General features: G+C 72.9%; 20 protein-coding genes. 11 read left to right on the top strand and 9 right to left on the bottom strand.

Features of this window, described 5'->3' with window-relative positions:
• Positions 1-53: 53 nt before the first annotated feature.
• From ACZ501_RS31715 to ACZ501_RS31725, 3 genes are all read right to left on the bottom strand, one after another.
• Positions 54-386, bottom strand: a complete 333-nt coding sequence (locus tag ACZ501_RS31715; RefSeq protein WP_468800070.1) for a hypothetical protein — start codon at positions 384-386, stop codon at positions 54-56.
• Positions 383-958 carry an RNA polymerase sigma factor gene (locus ACZ501_RS31720; RefSeq protein ID WP_361604403.1) on the bottom strand — a complete coding sequence of 192 codons (576 nt, stop codon included), beginning with the start codon at positions 956-958 and terminating at the stop codon, positions 383-385. The genes ACZ501_RS31715 and ACZ501_RS31720 overlap by 4 nt, the downstream gene beginning before the upstream one ends.
• Before the next feature lie 253 nt (positions 959-1,211).
• Complete coding sequence (locus tag ACZ501_RS31725; protein ID WP_361604406.1) at positions 1,212-1,550, bottom strand: DoxX family protein; 339 nt, start codon at positions 1,548-1,550, stop codon at positions 1,212-1,214.
• A gap of 218 nt (positions 1,551-1,768) precedes the next feature.
• Here ACZ501_RS31725 and ACZ501_RS31730 point away from each other — a divergent pair, with 218 nt between their 5' ends.
• Complete coding sequence (locus ACZ501_RS31730) at positions 1,769-3,268, top strand: MFS transporter (RefSeq protein WP_468800072.1); 1,500 nt, start codon at positions 1,769-1,771, stop codon at positions 3,266-3,268.
• A 127-nt stretch (positions 3,269-3,395) separates the two neighbouring features.
• On the opposite strand, the gene ACZ501_RS31735 is transcribed toward ACZ501_RS31730, so the two are convergent.
• The 3 genes from ACZ501_RS31735 to melC1 form a co-directional block, all read right to left on the bottom strand.
• Positions 3,396-4,298, bottom strand: a complete 903-nt coding sequence (locus tag ACZ501_RS31735; RefSeq protein ID WP_361604412.1) for an aminoglycoside phosphotransferase family protein — start codon at positions 4,296-4,298, stop codon at positions 3,396-3,398.
• 73 nt (positions 4,299-4,371) lie between these two features.
• Positions 4,372-5,196, bottom strand: coding sequence for a tyrosinase MelC2 (melC2, locus tag ACZ501_RS31740; RefSeq protein ID WP_361604415.1), 825 nt, complete (start codon positions 5,194-5,196; stop codon positions 4,372-4,374).
• A complete protein-coding gene (gene melC1, locus ACZ501_RS31745) occupies positions 5,193-5,606 on the bottom strand; it encodes an apotyrosinase chaperone MelC1 (protein WP_361604418.1) in 414 nt (137 codons plus the stop codon). The genes melC2 and melC1 overlap by 4 nt, the downstream gene beginning before the upstream one ends.
• A 228-nt stretch (positions 5,607-5,834) precedes the next feature.
• On the opposite strand from melC1, the gene ACZ501_RS31750 reads away from it, so the two are divergent.
• The 7 genes from ACZ501_RS31750 to ACZ501_RS31780 all read left to right on the top strand — a co-directional run bounded on the left by ACZ501_RS31750 (position 5,835) and on the right by ACZ501_RS31780 (position 15,673).
• Positions 5,835-7,376: a N,N-dimethylformamidase beta subunit family domain-containing protein gene (locus ACZ501_RS31750; protein ID WP_361604433.1), complete on the top strand. Its 1,542-nt coding sequence runs from the start codon at positions 5,835-5,837 to the stop codon at positions 7,374-7,376.
• 77 nt (positions 7,377-7,453) lie between these two features.
• Positions 7,454-8,743: an LCP family protein gene (locus ACZ501_RS31755; RefSeq protein WP_468800074.1), complete on the top strand. Its 1,290-nt coding sequence runs from the start codon at positions 7,454-7,456 to the stop codon at positions 8,741-8,743.
• Between the two features lie 265 nt (positions 8,744-9,008).
• The gene (locus ACZ501_RS31760; RefSeq protein WP_468800076.1) at positions 9,009-10,535 is read left to right on the top strand and encodes a 2OG-Fe dioxygenase family protein; all 1,527 of its coding nucleotides are present in this window, start codon (positions 9,009-9,011) and stop codon (positions 10,533-10,535) included.
• Complete coding sequence (locus tag ACZ501_RS31765) at positions 10,532-11,953, top strand: diaminopimelate decarboxylase family protein (protein ID WP_468800078.1); 1,422 nt, start codon at positions 10,532-10,534, stop codon at positions 11,951-11,953. Before ACZ501_RS31760 ends, ACZ501_RS31765 begins: the two co-directional genes overlap by 4 nt.
• Positions 11,953-13,266 (top strand): MFS transporter, encoded by a 1,314-nt coding sequence (locus ACZ501_RS31770; RefSeq protein ID WP_468800080.1) that lies wholly within the window; start codon positions 11,953-11,955, stop codon positions 13,264-13,266. The genes ACZ501_RS31765 and ACZ501_RS31770 overlap by 1 nt, the downstream gene beginning before the upstream one ends.
• A complete protein-coding gene (locus tag ACZ501_RS31775; protein WP_468800081.1) occupies positions 13,263-14,540 on the top strand; it encodes an ATP-grasp domain-containing protein in 1,278 nt (425 codons plus the stop codon). The genes ACZ501_RS31770 and ACZ501_RS31775 overlap by 4 nt, the downstream gene beginning before the upstream one ends.
• Positions 14,537-15,673, top strand: coding sequence for a GNAT family N-acetyltransferase (locus tag ACZ501_RS31780; protein WP_468800083.1), 1,137 nt, complete (start codon positions 14,537-14,539; stop codon positions 15,671-15,673). Before ACZ501_RS31775 ends, ACZ501_RS31780 begins: the two co-directional genes overlap by 4 nt.
• Positions 15,674-15,727: 54 nt before the next feature.
• Here the strand turns inward: ACZ501_RS31780 and ACZ501_RS31785 are convergent, their stop codons facing one another.
• The gene (locus tag ACZ501_RS31785; protein ID WP_361609529.1) at positions 15,728-16,768 is read right to left on the bottom strand and encodes a vWA domain-containing protein; all 1,041 of its coding nucleotides are present in this window, start codon (positions 16,766-16,768) and stop codon (positions 15,728-15,730) included.
• Between the two features lie 248 nt (positions 16,769-17,016).
• Here ACZ501_RS31785 and ACZ501_RS31790 point away from each other — a divergent pair, with 248 nt between their 5' ends.
• Positions 17,017-17,916, top strand: a complete 900-nt coding sequence (locus tag ACZ501_RS31790) for a LysR family transcriptional regulator (RefSeq protein ID WP_468800085.1) — start codon at positions 17,017-17,019, stop codon at positions 17,914-17,916.
• On the opposite strand, the gene ACZ501_RS31795 is transcribed toward ACZ501_RS31790, so the two are convergent.
• The gene (locus ACZ501_RS31795) at positions 17,897-19,123 is read right to left on the bottom strand and encodes a beta-ketoacyl-[acyl-carrier-protein] synthase family protein (protein WP_468800087.1); all 1,227 of its coding nucleotides are present in this window, start codon (positions 19,121-19,123) and stop codon (positions 17,897-17,899) included. The two genes, ACZ501_RS31790 and ACZ501_RS31795, sit on opposite strands and share 20 nt — an antisense overlap.
• 292 nt (positions 19,124-19,415) lie before the next feature.
• Here ACZ501_RS31795 and ACZ501_RS31800 point away from each other — a divergent pair, with 292 nt between their 5' ends.
• Positions 19,416-19,940: a DoxX family protein gene (locus tag ACZ501_RS31800; RefSeq protein ID WP_361609523.1), complete on the top strand. Its 525-nt coding sequence runs from the start codon at positions 19,416-19,418 to the stop codon at positions 19,938-19,940.
• Between the two features lie 190 nt (positions 19,941-20,130).
• Here ACZ501_RS31800 and ACZ501_RS31805 read toward each other — a convergent pair whose 3' ends face one another.
• Positions 20,131-20,751: a TetR/AcrR family transcriptional regulator gene (locus tag ACZ501_RS31805; RefSeq protein ID WP_361609521.1), complete on the bottom strand. Its 621-nt coding sequence runs from the start codon at positions 20,749-20,751 to the stop codon at positions 20,131-20,133.
• A 123-nt stretch (positions 20,752-20,874) separates the two neighbouring features.
• Here ACZ501_RS31805 and ACZ501_RS31810 point away from each other — a divergent pair, with 123 nt between their 5' ends.
• Positions 20,875-21,831, top strand: coding sequence for a zinc-binding dehydrogenase (locus tag ACZ501_RS31810; protein WP_468800089.1), 957 nt, complete (start codon positions 20,875-20,877; stop codon positions 21,829-21,831).
• The last annotated feature ends 52 nt before the right edge of the window (positions 21,832-21,883 follow it).

Genomic DNA, 21,883 nt, shown 5'->3' on the forward strand with positions numbered 1-21,883 from the left:
CACCGGCGACGCCCGGGACGACCGCGGCGACCGTGGCGACCTGGCGGCCCTCCTCACCGGTCCGGACCCGTGGACGGTCCCCCGCTGACCCCCGCCGCCTCCGCGGCGGGGTGAGCCGCGGGGTGAGCCGCGGTCAGGGTGCAGACCCCGTCCCTGCACCGGCGCTCCAGACGGCCCCGTGAGATGGTCTGCGCCAGGCCGGCCATCCAGCAGGTGGGGCAGCCGCGGAAGGCGATCAGTGCCAACGGCGCCGCCAGCAGGGTCGCCGGCCCGGCGACCGGCACCAGGGCGATCGAGCCGATGAGCAGCCCGAAGCCGATGGCGCCCCGCGCCAGGTGGCGCGGGACGGACTTGCTGGCGAAATCCCCGCTCTTCCCGGTGTTCACGATGTCGGGTCTCCTTCCACGAGCCGGCCGGTCCCTTCCAGTGAGTGGCGCAGCGTCGCCCGCGCCCGGTGCAGTCGCGACTTCATCGCCGCGCTGCTCAGGCCCAGGGCGTGGGCGACGGTCCTGCCGGGCAGCCCCTGTATGTCCCGCATGATCAGGACCTGCCGCTGGTCGCGGGGAAGGGCGCTGACCGCGGCCGCGACCCTCTCCACCTCCAGCCGGTGCAGCACCGCGTCCTCGGCGGACGGCTCGGCGGCCGCCTCGGGCGCGGGCGCCGCCCCCTCGCTGCGCGAGGCGAGCACACGTACCTGCCGCAGGCATTCGTTGCGCACAATCCGGAACATCCACGAGGCGAGCGCGCCGGTGGCGCGCAAGGTGCCGATCTTCCGGTAGAGGATGATCAGCGCCTCCTGCGCCGCGTCCTCCGCGTCCTGCGGCGAGGCGCACAGGGACAGGGCGAACTTGCGCACGTGGGGCTGCGATTCCATGACGACGGTGGTGAGCGAGGTGACGTCGCCGTCCTGAGCGGCCTTGATCAGCCGGTCGTCCGGCCAGTGGAAGCGGCGGTTCATCGGTTCTTGTAACGCCGCACCAGGTGCCAGCTGCACGCGCCCACGAGCAGCACTCCGATCACTGCGAGGCTGATGACCATCATGGGTGTTCCTTCCTCCGGTTCCCTCCCGGCCCGTTCGACCGGTACACGGACAAGAGGCGGCACGCTCCGGAAAGGATTCACCTCCGGCCGAAGTATTTCCCTCCCCCCGCCGGCCCCGCCCGCCGGCCGGCCGCGCCGGGACCGTGCGGCGGGGGCTCCCCGCCCGGGTCTCAGACCAGGGCGAGGACGGCCGCGGCGGGGGCGGCGTAGACCAACGGGAAGACCGCGTGGCCGAAGGCGCGGGCCCTCAGGACCGTGATCACGGCGCCGGTGAAGTACAGCACCAGCCCGACGGCGGCGGCGATCCCGATCGCCGGGACGAAGAACCCGACGAGGAGGCCGAGGGCGCCCGCGATCTTGGCGGTGGCGAGCAGGTTCCACCAGCCGCGCGGGACGCCGTACTGGGCGAGCGGCTCGACCGTGAACTTGGCGCCGGCGAAGATCGACGCGCCCGAGAAGCCGGCCATGAAGGCGGCGACCAGGGTGACGACGGTGGCGGTGGTGGACATCTCGGGCTCCTCGGGGCGGGGTTTCTTGCGTTCGACACCTCCTTGACCCGCCGCCCCGCACGGATGTGACAGGCCGCCGGATCTTTTTTCCGGCCGGTACGCCCATTCCCACCGACGCATCCGTCCTTGCGTACAGCGTTCCGTGTTGCGTACAGTGTGCGCATCAGGAAACGTCGTACGCACCACAGCGATCGACGCCGAGACGAAAGGGACCACTCATGGAAACCAGGAACCCCCGCCGCTGGTGGATCCTGATCGTGCTGTGCCTGAGCTCGCTGGTCCTGGTGGTCGACTCCATGGCCCTGACGGTCGCGGTGCCGGCCATGACCACGGACCTCGGCGCGGGCGCGCAGGACACCCAGTGGATCCTCGACTCCTACATCCTGGTCTTCGCCGGGCTCCTGCTCACCTCCGGCAGCCTCGGCGACCGCTTCGGCCGGCGCCTGGTCATGCTGGTCGGCCTGGTCCTCTTCGGTGCGGCGTCACTGGCCGCGACCTTCTGCTCCAACCCCGGCGAGGTGATCGCCGTACGCGTCGCGATGGGCGTCGGCGGCGCGCTCATCATGCCGTCCACCCTCTCCATCCTCATCACCGTCTTCCAGGAGGACGAGCGGCCCAAGGCGATGGCGGCCTGGGGCTCGGTCTCCATGCTCGGCCTGGTGGGCAGCCCGGTCCTCGGCGGCGTCCTGATCGACCACTTCTCCTGGCAGTCGATCTTCTTCATCAACGTCCCGGTCGTCGTCCTCGCCGTGATCGCCGCCCTGACCCTGATGCCCGAGTCCAAGGGCCCCTGGCAGAAGCCCGACCCGCTGGGCGCCGTCCTCTCCGCCGTCGGCATGACCGCCCTGGTCTGGTGGATCATCGAGATCCCGGAGCACGGCGCCTTCGAGGGCCGCTCCTCGCTCACCCTGCTCGTCGCCGTGGCCTGCCTCGCCGGCTTCGTGATCTGGGAGAACGCCACCGCCTCCCCGATGGTCCCGCTGGTCCTCTTCAAGAACCGCAACTTCAGCGGCGGTTCCCTCTCCCTGACCCTCGTCCAGATCGGCAACGGCGGCCTGCTGCTGGTCCTGACCCAGTACCTGCAGTTCGTCCTCGGCTACTCGCCCCTCAAGGCCGGCCTGGCCTTCGTCCCGCTCGCCGTGGCCGCCCTGGTCGGCAACGCAGCGGGCGCCGGCCTCGCCTCCAAGGTGGGCAACCGCCCCCTGATCGTGGGCGGCATGATCGTGATGGCCGGCTCCTTCGCCCTGCTGACCACCGCCTCCCCGGACAGCGGCTTCACCGTCCCGGCGGTCGCCCTGGGCCTGCTCGGCCTCGGCGCGGGTGCGGCCATGCCGGCCGCCGTCGGCGCCCTGATGGCCACCATCCCCGAGGAGAAGGCGGGCGTCGGCTCGGCCCTCAACGACACCATCGGGCAGGCCGGCAGCGCCCTCGGCATCGCGATCCTCGGCTCGCTCCTCGCCTCCGGGTTCGCCGCCGAGATGCCGGACGGATCGCCCGAGGCGGCCCGGCACTCCATCGCCGGAGCCCTGGCCGCCGCCGGCGGCGACGAGGGCATGGTGCGCACGGCCCGAGAGGCCTTCGTCTCCGCGATGTCGACGACCTTCACCATCAGCGCCGCCGCCATCCTGGCCGCCGCCGTCCTCGCCGTCCTGGTCATGCGGGACCGCAGGCAGGCCGAGCCCGCCGAGCCCGCCACGAGCGAACCCGCCGCCGCCTGACCGCCCCCGCGGCGCCGACGAAGAGGCCCGCGCCCCCACCGAGGGGGCGCGGGCCCCTTGGGTCGTGTCGCCGAAGTCCCTCCTGACCGGAGCCACTTCGGCGGCACTCCCTCGCGCACCGCGCCGCTCAGCGGCCCCTGAAGTCGGCCACCGCCTCCGCCGCCGCCCGGTGGCCGACCTCGGCCAGCACCGGATTGCGGACCCGGTAGTAGTGCTCGGCGGTCAGCCCGAAACGCAGCGCCCAGCCCCGCGCCCGCGCCCAGGTCGCGTCGTCCGCCCCGGCCTCCTCGCGGAACACCCCGCGCGTCCCGGCCGACAGCAGGGTCCAGGCCGCCATCAGGTCGCAGGCCGGATCGCCCACGCCCACGCACCCGAAGTCGATGACGGCACTGAGCCGCCCGCCCCGGCCCAGCAGGTTGCCCGGCAGGAGGTCCCCGTGCAGCCACACCGGCGGGCCCTGCCACCGGGGAAGCCGCAGCGCGTCCTCCCACAGGGCGGTCGCGGCGTCCGCGTCCACCGTGCCGTCCGCGCCGAGGTCCCTGATCGCGGCGCGCACCTCCGCGTCGGCCGTACCCACGTACCCGCCGCGGAAGGAGGCCGGCCCGCCCGCGGTGTCCACCCGCCGCAGCGCCGCCACGAAACGGCCCAGGTCCTCGGCGGCCGTCCGCAGATCGGCCGGCGGCTCGTCGAAGAGGTTCTCCCCGTCCAGCCAGCGGTACACCGCCCAGCCGAACCCGTAGCCCTCACCCGGAACGCCCCTGCCCACCGGCACCGGCACGGCCAGCGGCACCCGCGGGGCGAGCAGCGGCAGCCACCGCAGCTCCCGGTCGATCTGCTGCGCCGAACCGGGGATCCGCGGCAGCCGCACGGCCAGGTCGTCGCCCAGCCGGAACATCAGGTTGTCGGTACCGGCGGAGCGCACCTCCGTGACCGGCAGGTGCGCCCACCGGGGGAACTGGGCGGCCACCAGGCGGGCGACGAGCGCCTCGTCCGCGTCGACCTCGTCGGCGTGCATCTTCATCCGGGGCATGGACGGGAAGCCTAGGCAGGGGGCGCGGACCCGATCAACGCGTTTTGGCCGAAGGGGCCCGCCGGCCCCGGCCTCACGGCTTGTCGAAGGTGTAGAAGCGCCGGTGGTCGAGCATGTCGGCCGGCGTCACGTTGTTCCACGGCGGCAGCGGGGCGTGCAGGTCGATCACGTTGGGCGTCCGCCCGGCGGGCTGGTAGCCGGCCTTCGGGTTGCGGGCCTGCCAGTCGGCCCACAGCTTGTCGACGAAGGCGTGGTGCAGCCAGAACACCGGGTCGTTGGGGGAGGCCGCGCTGGTCATGTGGCCGCCCACCCACACGTGGACCCGGTTGTGCAGGTTGACCCCGCGCCAGCCCTCCAGGTGGTTGCGGAACCCGCTCGAGGAGCTGTTCCAGGGAGCGGTGTCGTAGACCGGCACGGCGAGCACGGAGTCCACCTCGGCCCTCGTCGGCAGCTGCGGCGTCCCCGACCCCAGCCCGCGCCGCAGGTAGTCCCGCCGGTCCACCCCGACCGTGATGGGCCACCTGCGTCCCGTGGAGGAGAAGGGCCCGTCGAGCACCTGCCCGTCCCGGCCCCGGCTGGTACCGCCCATGAAGTCGGCGGCCCACAGGGAGGACTGGGGCGTGCGGTCGACGGTCCAGTCCCAGTACGGCAGCGTGACGCTGCGGTCCACCCGCTGGAGCGCCGCCTCGAAGTCCAGCAGGAACCGCCGGTGCCAGGGCAGGAACGACGGCGTGCGGTGCCCGATCCGGTTGCCGAAGTCGGAGTCGTTCATCAGGTAGTAGTTGTGGGCGTTGACGTAGCGGTCGTAGACGCCCGTCCGCTTCAGCTCCAGCACCGCGTTGACGAAGGCGCGCTTCTCGTCGGGGGTCAGGGCCGCCTGGTTCTTGCGCACGGTCACAGCTGGACCTCCTTCGCGACGAAGGGGGCCAGCTCGGCGCCCTGGAGCTCGCGGATGGCGGCCCGGGCGGCCGAAAGGGGGTCCGGGAAGCTCTCGTAGTGGTTGACGACGGTGACCCAGCTGCCGTCGGCGTTGCCCATCAGGTGCAGCTCCTTGCCGTCGATCCTGATGGTGGGGACCCCGACGCCGTGGTGCCCGCCGGGCCCCAGCGTGATCTGGATGCGGCGCCCCTCGTACACCTCGTCGATGGCGCCGGTGGGTATGGAGACGGGTGCTCCGGACACCTTGGGCGCCCCGGACGCCCCTGCCGCCGGGGCGGGAGCCGACGAGGACGAGCAGGCGGTCAGCCCCACGGCGGCGGCCGCCCCGGCACCGATGCCCAGAGCCTGTCGGCGAGTGATCTTCTTCATGGCCTGAAGAAGTACCAGAAGGCCGGAACCCGCCGATCAGTGCCCTTTGCATCAAGATCTGCGACCGCCCCGCCCGCGCCGAGGCGAACTCCCCCGGCCCGGCCCCCCCCCGCAATGGCTGGGCGCCCCGCGGCGACGGCCCGCGCCACGCCGGGCCTCCACGACCGGCCAGGCGCGTCCTGCCGGGCCGCGGCCGGGCGGTGGGCTACAACGGAGGGCGTGCACGACATGCAGGGGCGGCCCGGACGCCGGCTGATCCTCGGCCTTGCCGCCGCCGCGATCACCACCCGGACCGGCCAGGCCGCCCGTGCGGCGACCGGCGCCGACGGCCCCGTACGCCGTACGCCGGCGGCCGGCGGCCTGGACGTGGCGGCGGAGAACGCCCGGCCCGGCTCCCCGGACTGGCGGATCACCCGCGCCGGACCGGCGCGCGCCGTCGAGGGCTTCGCCGAACGGGCCGCCGTCCGCCCCGGAGAACCGCTGGGGCTGCGGGTGTCGACGACCTCCGCCTCCTACACCGTCTCCGCCTACCGGATGGGCTGGTACCGGGGGGCCAGGGCCCGCCTGGTGTGGCGCTCCGCCCCGCTGCCCGGCGTCCTCCAGCCGCCCGCCGCCACGGACCCCGCCACCCGGATGGCCCGCGCCGACTGGCACCGCACGGCGGAACTGGACACCTCCGGCTGGCCGGAGGGCAGCTACCTGCTGCGCCTGGACACCACCGACGGGCGCGCCCAGCGGTACGTGCCCGTGACCCTCCGCTCCTCCTCCACGGCCGGCCGCACCGTCCTGGTGAACGCGGTGGCCACCTGGCAGGCGTACAACCGGTGGGGCGGCGCTGACCTGTACAAGGGCCGGACGGGCACGAAGGCCTCGCGGTCCCTCCAGGTCTCCTTCGACCGCCCCTACTCCGGCCGCCACGGAGCCGGCCAGTTCCTCGTCTACGAAGCCCCCCTGGTCGCCCTCGCCGAGGAACTGGGCCTGCCCCTGGCCTACGCGACCGGCGTCGACCTGGCACGCGAACCCGCACTGCTGCACGGGGCGGCCGCCGTCGTCTCCCCGGGCCACGACGAGTACTGGAGCCCCGAGCAGCGCCACCACGTGACCCTGGCCCGCGACGCGGGCACCAACCTCGCCGTGCTCGGCGCCAACTGCTGCTACCGGCGGATCCGCCTGGAGGCCTCCCCGGCCGGCCAGGACCGCGTCGTCGTCTGCTACAAGGACGACTACGCCGAGGACCCCGGCTACCGGCGCGGATTCCCGCCCACCCACGACTTCCGGCGCGCGCCCGCCCGCGACCCCGAGAGCTCGCTGCTCGGCGTCATCTACGACGGCTATCCCGTCGACGCCCCCTACGTGGTGACCCACCCGGGACACTGGCTCCTGGAGGGCACCGGCGCCCGGGCCGGCGACGCCTTCGCGCACCTGGTGGGCGTCGAGTACGACCGGGTGAACCCGGCCCACCCGACACCGCGCCCCATCGAGGTCCTCGCCCACTCGCCGGTGGTCCGCAAGGGCCGCGCCTCGTACGCCGACACCGCCTACCTGTCGCTGCCCGGCGGGGCGGCCGTCTTCGCGACCGGCACCATGCGCTGGGTCGAGGCCCTCGACGCGGGCGGACCCGTCGGCCGCCGGGGCAACCACGGCCTGGACGCCCGCGCCGCCCACTTCACCCGCACCGTCACCGCCAACGTCCTGCGCGCGTTCGCCCGCGGCCCGGCCGGGCGGGCCAGGCCCGCCCGGGACAATCTGGCCGCGCACTACGGCGCGTAGCCCCGCCCGTCCCCGGCGGGCGCAGTACCGTCCCTTCCGCGGCTTCCGCCACCACCTCACACGTCAGGGGATGCGCGTTGCGTCGACTCACCGTTGCCCTCACGCTGCTGGCCACCCTCGCCGCGGGCGCCCACACCGGCTCCCGGGCCCTGTCCGCCGAACGCGACACCGCGGGCGGCCGCGGCACGAACGTCCTCGTCGTCGGCGTCGACAGCCGCGCGGGCCTGAGCGCCGCCGAGAAGCGCCGCCTGCACGTCGGCGGCAAGGGATGCAACTGCACCGACGTGATGATGCTCGTGCACCTCTCCGAGGACGGGCGCCGCGCGAGCGTCGTCTCCATCCCCCGGGACTCCTACGTCCAGTACCCCCTCCCCGGTCCGCCCCGCTTCGGGAAGATCAACGGTGCGTACGCGATCGGCGCCGGGCCCCTGACCGTCCGCACGGTCGAACAGGTCACCGGCCTCCACGTCGACCACTACCTGGAGACCGGGTTCACCGGCTTCGAGCAGACCGTCGACAACCTCGGCGGCGCGACCGTCTGCACGGACAAGCCCCTGCTGGACGAAGGCTCCGGCCTCGACATCACCGCGGGCGTCCACCACACCGACGGCAACCAGACCCTGCGCTACGTCCGCGCCCGGCACGTGAACCGGCCCGGCGACCTCGGCCGCGTCCGCCGCCAGCAGCGCACCGTCAACGAACTGCTGGCCCGCCTCTCCGCCGAGGGCGCCCTCGCCGACCCGCTCCGCGCGGCCCGGACCGCCCGCACCCTCCTGAAGACCGTGCGCACCGGCCCCGCAACGGGGCTGGACGACCTCGTCCGCATCGGCTGGACCCTCGGCCGGCTGCGCGCCGAGCGCACCGAGTTCGCCACCGTCCCCATCCGCGTCTTCGACCACCGCGTCCCCGGCGTGGGCTCCACCCTGCTCTGGCACGAGGCCCGTTCCGCCGCCCTGTGGAAGGCCCTCGCCGAAGACCGCCCCCTCACGGGCGACCCCCGCATCCAGCCCGTTCCCGAGACCCCCGCCGAGACCAACCCGGCCGGCATCCGGGTCCGCGTCGACGACCCCGCCGTCGCCGAGGCCCTCGCCCGGGGCGGCTTCCAGGCCACCGCGCAGCCGGCGCCCGCCGTACGCCCCGGGGGCCCGCCCGTCATCACGTACGCCCCCGGCGGGGAAGCGGACGCGGCGACCCTGGCGGCGGCCCTCCCCGGCGCCCGCCTGCGCCCCGCCCCCGACCACGACAAGGCCTTCGACGTCACCGTCGGCACCGACCCGGTTCACGTCAAAGCGGTCACCTACGACCGCAACAAGGCCGAGGGCGCCCCGGTCACCGCCGACACCCTCCGCTGCCCGCCCGCCGCCTGAGCACCTGAAGGACCGTCGCTTTCCGGCCATGACGGATGGTAAGATTCAGGTCATTGCCATGCCGTGGCCGAGGTCGAGCGCGTACCGGAACGCACCTCCCTATACCGGCGAACACCCCCGCTGTCCATTCGACAACCTGTCGAGTTCAACCGCCGTTCATGCCAAGATCAAGATCTTGTAGGTGTGCGCTACACCTGCCTAGCCTGCGCAACGTTGCTTCCAAGCCCGGAACACACCATCCGGGCTGCTGACGTTGGAGGTTCAGATGGGTCTTGGCGACCAGGGCTTCGCTGTCATAGACACTCCGCCGCTGGACGAGCACAGTCTGGCCGAGTTCGAGAAACTGCCGCTCGACCCGTACACCGGATCGACGCAGCGCTACCGCCGCTTCTCCCAGTTCCGTCTCTTCCACGACGGCCGGTGGACGCTGGAACTGCTGCCACACCGTCACTTCGCCCAGCCGCGCCAGTACAACGACCTCGTCGGCGGCCAGATGCGCACGCTGGAGCCGCTGACCACCGACCCCACACCGCTCATCGAGGCCGGAGCCGAAGCCCTGGGCCTCGACAAGGACACGGTCTGGCAGCTCAACATCCACCAGTGCAGGGTCGTCTCCACCCCGCAGGTCGAGGGCGTCGCCGCACCCGAGGGACCGCACCGCGACGGCCACCAGTACGGCATCGTCGCCGTCACCCGCCGCCACAACATCTCCGGCGGCGAGACCCAGCTCATGCCCCTGGGCGGCGGCGAGCCCTTCTTCCGCACCACGTTGCAGGACGGCCAGGCCATCGTCTTCGACGACCGCCTGATGTTCCACCACGTCACCGACATCGAGCACCTCACCGACGAGGGCGGCTACCGGGACGTGTGGCTCGTGGCCGTGAACACCTGGGACAACCGGCGCTACGGCGAGGAGTACGAAGCCGAGGTCCGCGCGAGCACGAGGTCTGAGCCCATGTCCCTTCCCGTGCCCCCCACCCCGCCGGCCACGGCCGCCGAAGGCCGGATCCCCGCCGGCCAGGCACCCGTCTACGACCGGATCGGCGTCGGCTACTCCTCCGTACGCCGCCCCGACCACCGCTGGGCCGCCCAGATCGAGGCCTCCCTCGGCAACGCCCTCACCGTGCTCAACCTGGGCGCCGGAACCGGCGCCTACGAACCCGCCGGCCGCCGCCTCGTCGCGGTCGAACCGTCCCTGCGGATGCGGGCGCAGCGCGGACCGCAGGCCGCGCCGTGCGTCGTCGCGAGCGCCGAGCGGCTGCCCTTCGACGACCAGAGCTTCGACGCCGTCATGGCCGTCCTGACCGTGCACCACTGGTCCGACCTGGAAGCCGGCATCGCCGAACTCCAGCGCGTCGCCCGGAGGTTCTCCATCGTCACCTACGACATGGAGGTGCAGAAGGACTTCTGGTTCACCCGCGACTACGTCCCGGAGATCGCCGAGGCGGAATGCTCCCGCGTCCCCTCCATCGAGCGGCTCACCAAGCTCCTCGGCCCCTGCGAGGTCACGGAGATGCCGGTCTGGCACGACTTCACCGACGGGTTCATGACCGCCTTCTGGCGCCGCCCCGAGGCCTACCTCGATCCCGCCACGCGCAGGGCCTGCTCCGCCTTCGCGCTGACCGACGAACGGGCCGTCACCCGCGGCGTCGAACGCCTGCGCGCGGACCTCGCCTCCGGCGACTGGCACCGCCGCTACGCCGACCTGAGCACCCGCGACCACATCGACGCCGGCTTCCGCCTGCTCACCGGTGCCTCCGCGTACACCGCCCGGCCGGAGGCGTCCGCATGAGCCGCCCACAGCCCGACGCCGGCCCGCGGGCAGGCACGGAAGCGGGCACGGAGACCGGCACGGAAGCCGTCACGGAAGCCGGCTGGGACCCCGTACGGCTGGCCGAGGTCGCCCAGCGGCACGGCACCCCCGTGCACGTGCTCGACGCCCAGCGCCTGGACCGCGCGGCCGAACACCTGCTGGACGTGCTCGGCGGACTCGGCAGGCCGGCCCGCGCCTACTACTCGGTGAAGACCAACTACCTGCCCTACCTCATGAGGCGGCTGGCCGCCCGCGGCCTGGGCGCCGACGTCGTCTCGGGCTACGAGCTGGAGGCCGCGCTGGCCGCCGGCTTCGACCCCGCCGCCATGGTGTTCAACGGCCCGGTCAAGACCGACGCCGAACTGGCCACCGCGGTACGCCACGGCGTACGGGTCAACATCGACGGCGAGCAGGAGATCGAGGCACTGGAGGCGATCGCCGCCCGCACCGGGCAGCGCGTCGAGGTCGGCGTCCGCATCTCCCCGGGCCTGCCGGTCTCCACCTCCACCGACCCCTCCTACCGGGCCCAGGCCGAACGGGCCGCCGCCCGCACCCGCTTCGGCTGGCCCGCCGGCTCCCCGCAGCTCGCCTCGCTGGTGGACCGGATCGCCGCATCGCCCCACCTGGCCCTGCGCGCCGTCCACGCCCACCTCAGCAGCCAGATCGTGCACGAGGACCTGATGCTGCGGGCCCTGGAACGCGTCCTGGACGAGGCAGCCGCCCTGCACCGCAGGTTCGGCCTGAGCGAGGTGAACATCGGCGGCGGCTTCGGCGTCCCCGGCATCCGGCGCCCCCGCGTCGGCCCGCAGGGCGCGCTGGCGGCGCTGCGCGGGGAGAGCGCCGTACCGGAGGAGGAACCCTTCCTCGACATCGCCCGGCTGCTGAAGGAACTGGACGGGCAGATGCAGCGGCGCGGCCTCGACGGGGTGGCGCTCGCCTGCGAGCCCGGCCGCTGGCTGGTCTCGGACGTCATGGCCATGGTCACGCGGGTGATGTCGCGCAAGGAACTGCCCGAGGCCCGCTGGCTGATCCTCGACGCGGGCAACAACGTCGCCCCGTGGAACGGAACCGGCGAGGTCCACCGTCTGACGCCGATCGGCAGGCCGTACGCGGCCGAGCACAGCACCTGGTCGGTGGCCGGGCCGCTCTGCTACGAGAACGACGTGCACGCCGCCGCAACCGAGCTGCCGGACGACCTGCGGCCCGGGGACCTGCTGTGCCTCCACGACACCGGGGCCTACTCCCTCGGCCGCAGCAACAACTTCATCCGCACCCGGGCCGCCGTCGTAGCCCTCGACGCGGACGCCGAGGAGCTGGTCTGGCGCGCCGAGACCGGAGCGGACGTGTTCGCCCTCGCCGACCCGCGCACGCCGGACCCCGCGCCCGGGACCCCGTAATGATCAAGGCCTACCTGGAGCTCCTGAGGCTTCCGGGCGCGAGCGCGGCGGCGGTGCCCGCCGCGCTCGCGCGGCTGGCCGGAACCATGGTCCCGCTCGCCCTGCTGCTCAGCTGCGTCCAGTCCGGGCGCAGCCTCGCGGTCGGCGCCGGCGCCGGTGCGGCCTACGCCGTCGGCAGCGCGGTCGGAGGGCCCTTCACCGGACGGCTGATGGACCGGTCCGGCCCGAGCACCGTCCTGCGCGTCTCGGGGCCCGTCGCCGGCCTGACCCTGGCGTCGGCCGCCCTGTGGGCCGGATCGGCGCCGACCGCGGTGGCGCTGGCGGCGGCGTGCGCGGCCGGGCTGGCCACCGCGCCCGTCGGCGCGTCCATGCGGGCCCTGTGGCCGGCCCTCACCGACGACGCGGCCCTGCGGCAGCGGGCCTACTCCTTCGAGGCGACCCTCAGCGAACTGCTGTTCATCCTCGGCCCGACGGCCGTCACCGTCCTCGCCACCCTTGCCGGCGCCCGCGGGGCACTGCTGGCGACCGCGGTCCTGCTGGGGGCCGGAGGGCTGGGCTACGGGCAGGCACCCGCCGTACGCGGCCGCGGCCGACGGACCGCACCCGCCGCCGCGGCAGCGGACCCCACCGGGCGGGACCCGGGGCCGGTCCGCGCCGCGGCCCTGTCCGTCCTGGTGGCGATCGCCCTGACGGCGGCGCTGTCCAGCGGGCTCGTGGTCGCGGTCACCGCGTCCCTGCGGGACCAGGGCTCCGCGCCCGAACTCGCCGGCACCCTCGTCGCGCTCCAGTCGGCCGGCAGCGTCGCCGGCGGACTGCTCTACGGGGCCCGCACCTTCGGGGGCACGACGTACCACCGCTACCTGCGGCTGCTGATCGTCCTCACCCTGGCCCTGGCGGCCCTGCCGACCGTACGGCTGGCCCTGGACGCAGGGCTGCCGGCCACCTGGGCGCTGGTGCTGCTGGGCGTCCTGCTCGTGCTCAGCGGCCTCCCGATGGCCCCGGCCGGGGCGGAGGAGTTCCAGCTCATCGGGGAGATGACCGCCCAGGGGCGGGCCACCCAGGCCTTCGCCGGGGTCGGCAGCTTCATCGCCCTCGGCGGAGCGGCGGGCTCGGCCGCGACGGGCCTGATCGCGGACCGGCTGGGCCCGGGCGCGGCGCTGTGCACGCCCGCCGCCTTCACCCTGGCCGCCCTCCTGCTGAGCCTGGCAGCCCGCCGGCCGATCACCCGGGCCGTGTCCCCGGCCCCTTCCCCCGCCCCCGCGGCGGGCCCCACCCCGGTCCCAGCCCCCGAACCTGGAGAGAACCAGACATGAACACCGCACCCGGCGTGATCGCCGTCGTCGAGAGCCAGCTGTCGAACTTCGGCCTCACCCCGCTGCGCGCGGCCCACGAACTCGGCCTCCACACCGTCCTGGTGAGCAACGACCCGGACCGCTACCGGGTGGTCGGGATCGCCGAGGAGGTCTTCTCCCGGCACATCGACGAGATCGTCCGGACCGACACCAACTCGGCCGACGCCGTCGCCGAAGCCCTGCTGCCCTTCCACGAACAGGGCCTGCTACGGGGCGTGATGACCGTCACCGACTACAACATCCCCATCGTCGCCGAGGTGGCCGCGCGGTTCGGCCTCCCCGGCCTGTCCCCGCAGGCCGCCCGCACCTGCCGGGACAAGCTGCTGATGCGCCGCGCCTGCGAAGGGGCCGGCGTCGCGGTGCCCGGCTTCCACCAGGCCACCAGCGACGAGGACGCGCTGGCCGCCGCCGAACGGTTCGGCTACCCCTGCGTGGTGAAGCCCATGACCGAATCCGCCAGCATCGGCGTCACCCTGTGCCGCACACCGGACGAGGTCCTCGCCGCCTACCGCGACATCAGCTCCTCCCCGACCGACTTCCGCGGGCAGCCCAGGCGCCCCGGAGCACTCGTGGAGGAGTACCTCCTCGGCTTCGAGGTGAGCGTCGAATCCGTCCTCGTGGACGGCGAGCGCCGGTTCCTCGGAGTGACCGACAAGGCGCTCGGCGCCCACCCGCACTTCGTGGAGATGGGCGACACCTTCCCCTCGATGCTGTCCGCGCCGGTGCGCGCGCAGTGCACCGAGCTGGCCCGCCGGGCACTGGAAGCGGTCGGCCACGACTTCGGCGCCGCGCACGTCGAGGTCAAGATGACCGACAAGGGCCCCTACGTCGTCGAGGTCAACGGCCGGATGCCCGGCGCGGAGATCACCCAGCTCATCCGCGAGGCGACCGGGATCTACCTCCAGCGCGAGGTCGTCCGGCTGCACACCGGCGGCGCCGCCGACCTCACCGCGACCCACGACCGCGCCGCCGCCTCCCGCTACCTCTCCGCCCGCCAGGCCGGCACCCTCACCGAGATCGGCGGCGCCGACCTGGCCCGCCGCGTGCCGGGCGTGGTGGACGTCGACCTGGAGGTCCACCCGGGCGACCCCGTACGGCCCGCCGAGAGCAACCTCGACCTGCTGGGCTACGTCGTGGCCGTCGGCGACACCACCGGCGACGCCGTCCGCCGGGCCGAGGCCGCCCTGGGCCAGCTCACCCCCGTGATCGCCCCCGCGGCGGGCGGCGAACGGTGACCGCCGCCCCCGGGCCCCGCGTACGCGTCCACCGCGCCCTGCGGGACGCCGACCCGCAGCACTGGGACACCCTCCTCGGCCCCCGCGGCTTCTACGCCGCCACCCCCTGGCTGCGGCACGCCGAAGCCACCGCCGCCACCGCCCCCTACTACCTCACGGCCCACGACGGCGACGGCCCCGCCACCGGGGTCCTGCCCGCGTACCCCCTGGACCACGACACCCCGTACGTCTTCTGCAGCCCCGCCCGGGTCGTCGACTCCATCCACCGCACGGCGACCGGCGAGGAGGCACCCTGGACCGCCGGCCTGCTGCCCGCCCTCGCCTGCGGAGGCCGCAACCCCTCCCACACCAAGGCCGGCACCGCCCCCGGCCCCGACGCCGGACACGCCACCCTCACCGCCCTCGTGCAGCGGGCCGAAGAAGAGGCCTGGGCGGCCGGGCTGCGGGCCGTGTCCTTCCTCTACGTCGACGAGGACGACGACCCGCTGCGCGCCGTGCTGGCCGAACGCGGCTACACGGCGCTGCCGGGCCAGACGGCGTACTCCCTGCCCGTCCCCGAGGACGGCTCCTTCGACAGCTACCTCGCCCGCTTCGAACCGTCACGCCGTACGAAGATCAAGCGCGAACTGCGCGCCCTGAGCGAGGCCGGCGTCACCTACCGGACACAGCCGCTCACCCCCGCCCTCATCGAACAGCTCGCCCCCCTCGAGCTCGCGCTCTACGCCAAGTACGGCACCCCCGCCAACGCGGACGCCTTCACCGCGGTCCTGCACAGCGTCGCCCGCCACGCGGGCGACGCCGCCCGCGTCACCACCGCCCACCTCGACGGACACCTGACCGGCTTCGCCCTCACCTTCACCCACCAGGGCGAGATGTACGCCCGCCAGGCCGGGTTCGACTACGAGGCCCAGGGCAGACTGCCCCTCTACTTCGGGCTGGTCTACTACGAACTCCTGCGCACCGCGATGGCCGAGGGGCTCTCGCACATCCACTACTCCACGGGCTCCGACCGGGCGAAGCTGCTGCGCGGGTGCACGCCGCGCCGCCAGATCGCCTACGTCAAGGCCCGCCACCCCCAGGAGGCCGAGCCGCTCGCCCGCCTCGCCGCCCTGCACCCGGCCGTCCCCGCCTGACACCCCCGGCGGCCCCGCCCCTCCCGGGGCCGCCCCCCGGCACCTCACCCCGTGTCAGACCATCAGCAGCAGCCGCGTGTGCGGAACGAGCTTCCGGTTCACGCTGGTGCTCTGCACGAATATCGTGAAGTCGTCGTTGTGGTCGGGCTTCACGCGGGCCTCCGCATTCGGCAGGCCGAGCAGCGCCCGGGCCTCCGGCCCCGTGTACACCCGGTCCGTCTTCTTCTCCAGCACCGCTATCTTCTTCTGCGCCTGGATCTTTTCCGACTTGCTCAGCTGGTAATACGCACAACCGGTGCGGTACGTGTGCCCGCATTCGACGACCCATTCCCGGATCCCCGCTTCCCGGCCCACCGGAATCAGCTGGTACTCCGAAGGCTTCACCGGCGTGAGACCGGCCGCCTCGATGGTTTCCTTGTTGACCGCTTCCGCACCCGTGGAGAACACCGCCCGCGATCCCCGGATGCCCTTGGTGCGGCCCACCATGAAATTCTCGGTGGCCTGCCGGATCACCTGCCCGGCCTCCTCCAGGCCCTGCGTGCTCGTGGCGTCCCAGATGGCGATGTTGTCCCTCGGGAAACCGCACTGCATCGCCTCGCGCTTGCCCATCTGGTCCGGCACGAGGACGGCCAGCGTCCAGTTGTCCGCCTGCGTCGCGATCATCGTGGACACGGCCTGCACCAGCTCACGCGGGTCCTTGGCCGGCGCATCGGAGCACCGGTGGCTCGCGTTCTCCTGACCGTCGGTCAGCACGAACGTCAGGAAGCTGTGGTCGCCGTACAGCTGCGCCGTCTGCGCCAGCTCCCGCTGCGACTTCAGCGTGGCCGCCAGCAGGGCCGTCATCCCCCCGACCCGGTACAACTGCTTCAGGGACGGCATGCGCAGCACGTCCTTGTCGTAGATGACGCATTCCACCTGGTTGGAGAACACGTACACCGTGACACGGGTTTCCTGGTCCAGTTCCTTCGACCGGCGCGCCAGATACGCGATCTGCTGATCGGCGACCTCGACGACCTTGCCGTTCAGATGCGACATGGACGAACTGGCATCCAGCACAAGAGCAACGTGATTGATGTAGTTCTGGTTACCGGACATGGCCGCTCCCCCTTTTTCCGACTCGATGCTCCTACCTTCCCACCCACCACTGACAATCGACGTCCGGAGCCGCAGGGGGGTGCTGCGGCGGTGGTCGGCACCCGTCCGGCGGCCACGTCCGGTTCCGGACCCGGCCGTGGCCGCCGGACAGGGTTGCCGCCTGGGCCCGCCGAAATCCTCCCGCCCTCCCCGACCTCGCGTCAATCCTGGGGTTTCCTTGCCAACACCCAAGCGATAGCTTGGGTGTTGTGACTCTGGACGACCTCCGCGTGTTCGTGGCCGTATGCCGGGCCGGCAACCTCAGCGCCGTGGCGCGGGAACTGGGCCGCACGCAGTCCGCGGTGAGCCAGCACGTGAAGCGCCTCGAACGCGAAACAGCCGTCACCCTGCTGGAACGCCGGCCCCGCGGCGTCGCGCCCACCGAGGCCGGCCGCATCCTCTACGAGGCCGCCGCCGACGGCATCACCGGCCTGGACCAGGCGCTGCGCCGCCTCGGCGACCTCGCGCGCGGCGAGGGCGGATCCGTACGCATCGGCACCGGCGGCGTGACCGTCCGCCACTTCATGGCCGAAGCCATCGCCGCCTTCCGCCGCCGTCACCCCGCGGTCAGCCTGGAATTCCGCACCGAGACCTCCAGCCGCCGCTGCTTCGACGCCCTCCTGGCCGGCACCCTCGACCTGGCCTGGATCACCATCGGCGCCCCCGTCCCCGGCATCGAACAACGCCCCGTGGTCGACCTGCCCTGGGTCCTGGCCGTACGCGCGGACGACCCGCTGGCGGCCCGCCCGGCCATCGACCCCGCCGACCTGACGGACGCCCGCCTCGTCCGCCTGCCCCCCAACTCCCTCTCCGGAGCCCGCCTGGACGCGGCCTTCACCGACCTGGGCGTCCGGGTCGGCTCCGACACCAGCGTGGCGGACTGGGACACCGCACTCCTGCTCGCCGAACTCGGCCTGGGCCACGCCGTCGTACCGGCCGTCCCGGCCCTGCGCACCACCCCCGACGGCCCCCTGCGCCTGGTCCCCGTACCCGCCCTCCCACCCCTGCCGGTCGGCTGGGCCGTCCGCCGCTGGGACGCCCTCGCCCCCCTGGCCCGCGCCTTCGCCGACACCGTCGGCCAGCAGACCCTCAGCCACCTCCCCGGGTGAACACCAGCGAGGCGTTGTGCCCGCCGAATCCGAACGAGTTGGTCAACGCCGCGCCGAACGCGCCCCGCCGCGGCCGTCCCGCCACGACATCGAGCTTCACCCGCGGATCCAGCTCGTCGAGGTTCGCCGTCGCGGGCACGACCTGATCACGCAGCGCCAGGATCGAGGCGAGGGCGCCCATGGCACCGGCCGCACCGAAGAGGTGCCCGGTCATCGACTTGGTCGCCGTGACCACCGGATGCACCCCGACGGCCTCGGCGATCGACTCGGCCTCGGTGAGGTCGCCCGCCGGGGTCGAGGTCGCGTGGGCATGCACGTGCTGCACGTCGAGCGGGGACAGCCCGGCCGCCGACAGGGCGAGACGCATCGCGCGCACCTGCCCGTCCGCATGGGCGGCGGTGATGTGGTGCGCGTCGGAGGTGACCCCGGCGCCGGCCAGCACCGCGTGCGCCCGCGCGCCCCGGGCGGCGGCGAAACCGGCCCGCTCCAGGACCACCAGCGCCGACCCCTCCCCGATGACGAAACCGTCCCGGCCCACGTCGAACGGCCTGGACGCCTCCCGCGGCGCCTCGTTACGGGTGGAATGCGCCCTGGCCTGCGCGAACCCCGCCAGCGGCAGGGGGTGGATGCATGCCTCCGCCCCGCCCGCGACGACCACGTCCGCACGCCCCAGGCGGATCAGGTCCAGGCCCAGCGCGATCGCCTCGGCACCCGAAGCACACGCGCTGACCGGCGTGTGCGCCCCGCCCCGGGCACCCAGTTCGATGCTGACCCAGGCCGCCGGCCCGTTCGCCATCAGCATCGGCACGGTGTGCGGTGAGACCTTGCGGACCCCCGACGCCTCGAGGACGTCGTCCTGCCCGAGCATGCTCAGCGCGCCGCCCGCGCCCGTGCCGATCACCACGGCCAGGCGCTCCGGCTCGACCGCCGGCCTCCCCGCATCGGCCCACGCCTCACGGGCCGCGACCAGAGCGACCTGCTCGCACCGGTCCAGCCGCCGGGCCTGCACCCGGTCGATGACCTCGCCCGGCTCGACCCGCAGCCGCCCGGCGATCCGCACCGGCAGCCGCTCCGCCCACTCCTCCTCGATCGCGCTGATCCCGGACTCACCGGCCAGCAGCCCGGCCCACGTCGAGGAAACGTTTCCGCCGAGCGGCGTCGTGGCACCCAGACCCGTCACCACGACCTCCGTCGCACCCGTGTCCATCGCACAACCCCCTTTGTCCAGACGACACACTCCCGCCCGCTCGCTGCCGGCAGGAGACGATCAAGCCATTCCCCAATGTGCCAGGGCAGTTGCGCGTCATCAGGTGCCGCGATCGACGGAGTCCACCACTGCTCCTTTGGAGGAAGTCCACAAAAGACTCCCCGTGTCCGCCGGGCCGCCCCCGCCGTTCCATGGGTCCGTTCGGCGGACGTACCCCTCGGCGCGAGGCGTCACCGCCCGAAAGGGATACGGATGTTCCCGGTACCCGCACCGCCGTCACAGGGAGACTCCGATGAGCTGCATCAACCGACGCGACCTCGCACTGCTGGCCCTCCGCGCCGGAACCGGGGCCGTCCTCATGGCACACGGCACGCAGAAGCTGTTCGGCTGGTTCGGCGGCGGCGGCCTGGACAAGACCGCAGCCGCGATGGAACACATGGGCTTCACCCCCGGCCGGCACAGCGCCCTGGCCGCGGGACTCGGCGAGACCGGCGGCGGCGCCCTCCTCGTCCTGGGCCTGGCCACCCCGGCCGCGGGCGCCGCGGCGGCGGGCGCCATGGCGGGCGCCGTATCCGTCCACGCCCCCGCCGGGTTCTTCGCCCAGGCCGGCGGATACGAGTACCCGGCCTTCCTCGGCTTCACCGCGGCCGCCATCGGCCTCGCCGGAGCGGGCCGCTACTCCCTCGACCACGCCACGGGCCACACCTTCGACCAGCGCTGGATGCTCGCCCTGGCCTTCTCCGCGAGCGCCCTGGCGGCAGCCGCAGTAGTCACCAAGCGCGCCCAAGCCCAACAGCCCGCCGAATCCCAAGCCTGACGCCCCCCAGCCGCCGCTTCCCCCACCCCGGCGGACCTCCGGAACGTCCGGCGGCAGCGCCGCCGGACGGACAACGGCCGCTCGCTGCCGCGTTCCACCCCCCGCCTGGACGCACCGAGCGGCCGTTTACGGGCGAGACCGCATCGAAACCGCGGTCTGCCCGACACATCCTTAAAGATCTCAGGCTAGATCAAGCCATATGCACGTCGGAGCCGAGGCGCTTGACGAGATCGAACGCGGAGCGCCGGATCGTGACCAGCGAGCTGATGGTGCGGTCGCCCGTTTCGCGCCAACGGCTCTGCGCGATGCGCCAGGAGGCGAGGAAGACGCCGACCTGCATGTGGGTGACCAGGCTGTCGCGCGTGCCGTTCGCGATGACCCGGTCCAGGATGGTGAGCTCCATCTCGACACAGTGGTCAAAGCTGTGCTTGGCCAGTGTCAGGCTGCCGGCCGCGAGGTCGAGAGACGCGGCGAAGTCGTCAGCCCACTGCTCTCCCGCAGTGGAGAGCACGTGCTCCAGGGGGCCGTTGAGGTCCGCCATGGTCGACGCCTCGGGGGGCAGCTCCTCCAAGTAGCGGTCCCACAGTTCGACTTCGGGGGCGAGGAACACCGCTTGCTTCTCCGGGAAGTACCGGAAGAACGTGCTGGTGCCCACCCGCGCGTGGTGACAGATCTGAGCCACGGTGGTCGCGTCGTAACCGGACGACGCGGCGAGTTCGCGAGCAGAGCGCACTATCTGCTGCTTGACCTCGGCTTTCTTGATGTCGCGCAGCGACTCTGCTTGGCGCTTCTGGGGGGGTTTGTTCTCCATGAAGCGGACGGTAGCAGCATCCGACTGGATTTGACCCCCACTAGGAAGTCATTCCCGTCTGGGGGTGTAACCCTTGTGGGAGTCACCCCCACTTGGGGGTCGGTCCGGGGATCGTGACGGGAGTTGAGCAAGGACGTGGGTGGCAACCGCATGTGGGCGTTGGTGGCTGATGGCGTGGGCGGAATCGCGCCTGCCGAAGTCGACCGCCCGCCGCTGGAGGCGAGTCAGATTCTCGTCTCCGTGCGTGCCTCCTCAGCGAACTTCGGCGAGATCACCGATATTCTGCCGGGCGCCCCCCGAGGGTACGTCCCCGGCTGGGAAGCCGTCGGCACGGTGCTCGAGACCGGACGCGCCACGTCGCGGTTCCGGCCCGGTGACCTGGTCACCACACTCGGACACATGGGCGGCTGGGCCGAATACCGGGTGGTGGAGGAGCAACTCGCCTTCCGTGTGCCGCCGGATAGCTCACCGACTTCGATGGCGGTCATCGCAGTGGCCGGCGGAACCGCGATCCGGGTGATCCGCCGCCTGGGGTCGACGCTGGGAACGCGGGTCATGGTGACCGGCGCCGCCTCCGCAGTGGGTGTCTTCGCCGTGCAGCTGCTGACCATGGCCGGTGCGTACGTGGTCGCGGTGGACCGCAAGTCGGAACGGCACAGCCGACACCGGGCGTTGGGGGCCGAAGAGGTACTGACAACGCCTGCCGAAAATCGCGAACAGGTCGGGGCGGTCATCGACACCGTCGGAGGTGATGTCCTCGTTCACGCTTTTCGGCAACTGCGAGCCAACGGCCGGTTGATCGCGGTGGGACACACCGCGCGCGAGTGCGAGAAGTTCCGGCCGGGGGACTTCGAGGGAGACGACAGCCGTCACGGCCGAGTCATCGAGACGATGCATCTGCTGCAGGATGATCCGCGGCGCACGCTGGCCGACGACATCGAGTGGCTGGCCCGACTGGTCGATGACGGGCGCATTCTGACTCCCGAAATCCTCGTACAGGAAAAATCCTCTTTCGCGTCGACGGTGACGCTGAAGCCCAGGCCAAACGGATGGGTGAAAACCGTCCTCAAAGTCAGATAACACCACACCGCACCCTTGGGCGGTCTGGGCGATTTCGACTGCTCGAAAGCAT

Source organism: Streptomyces sp. NPDC034085 (genome assembly GCF_055575555.1).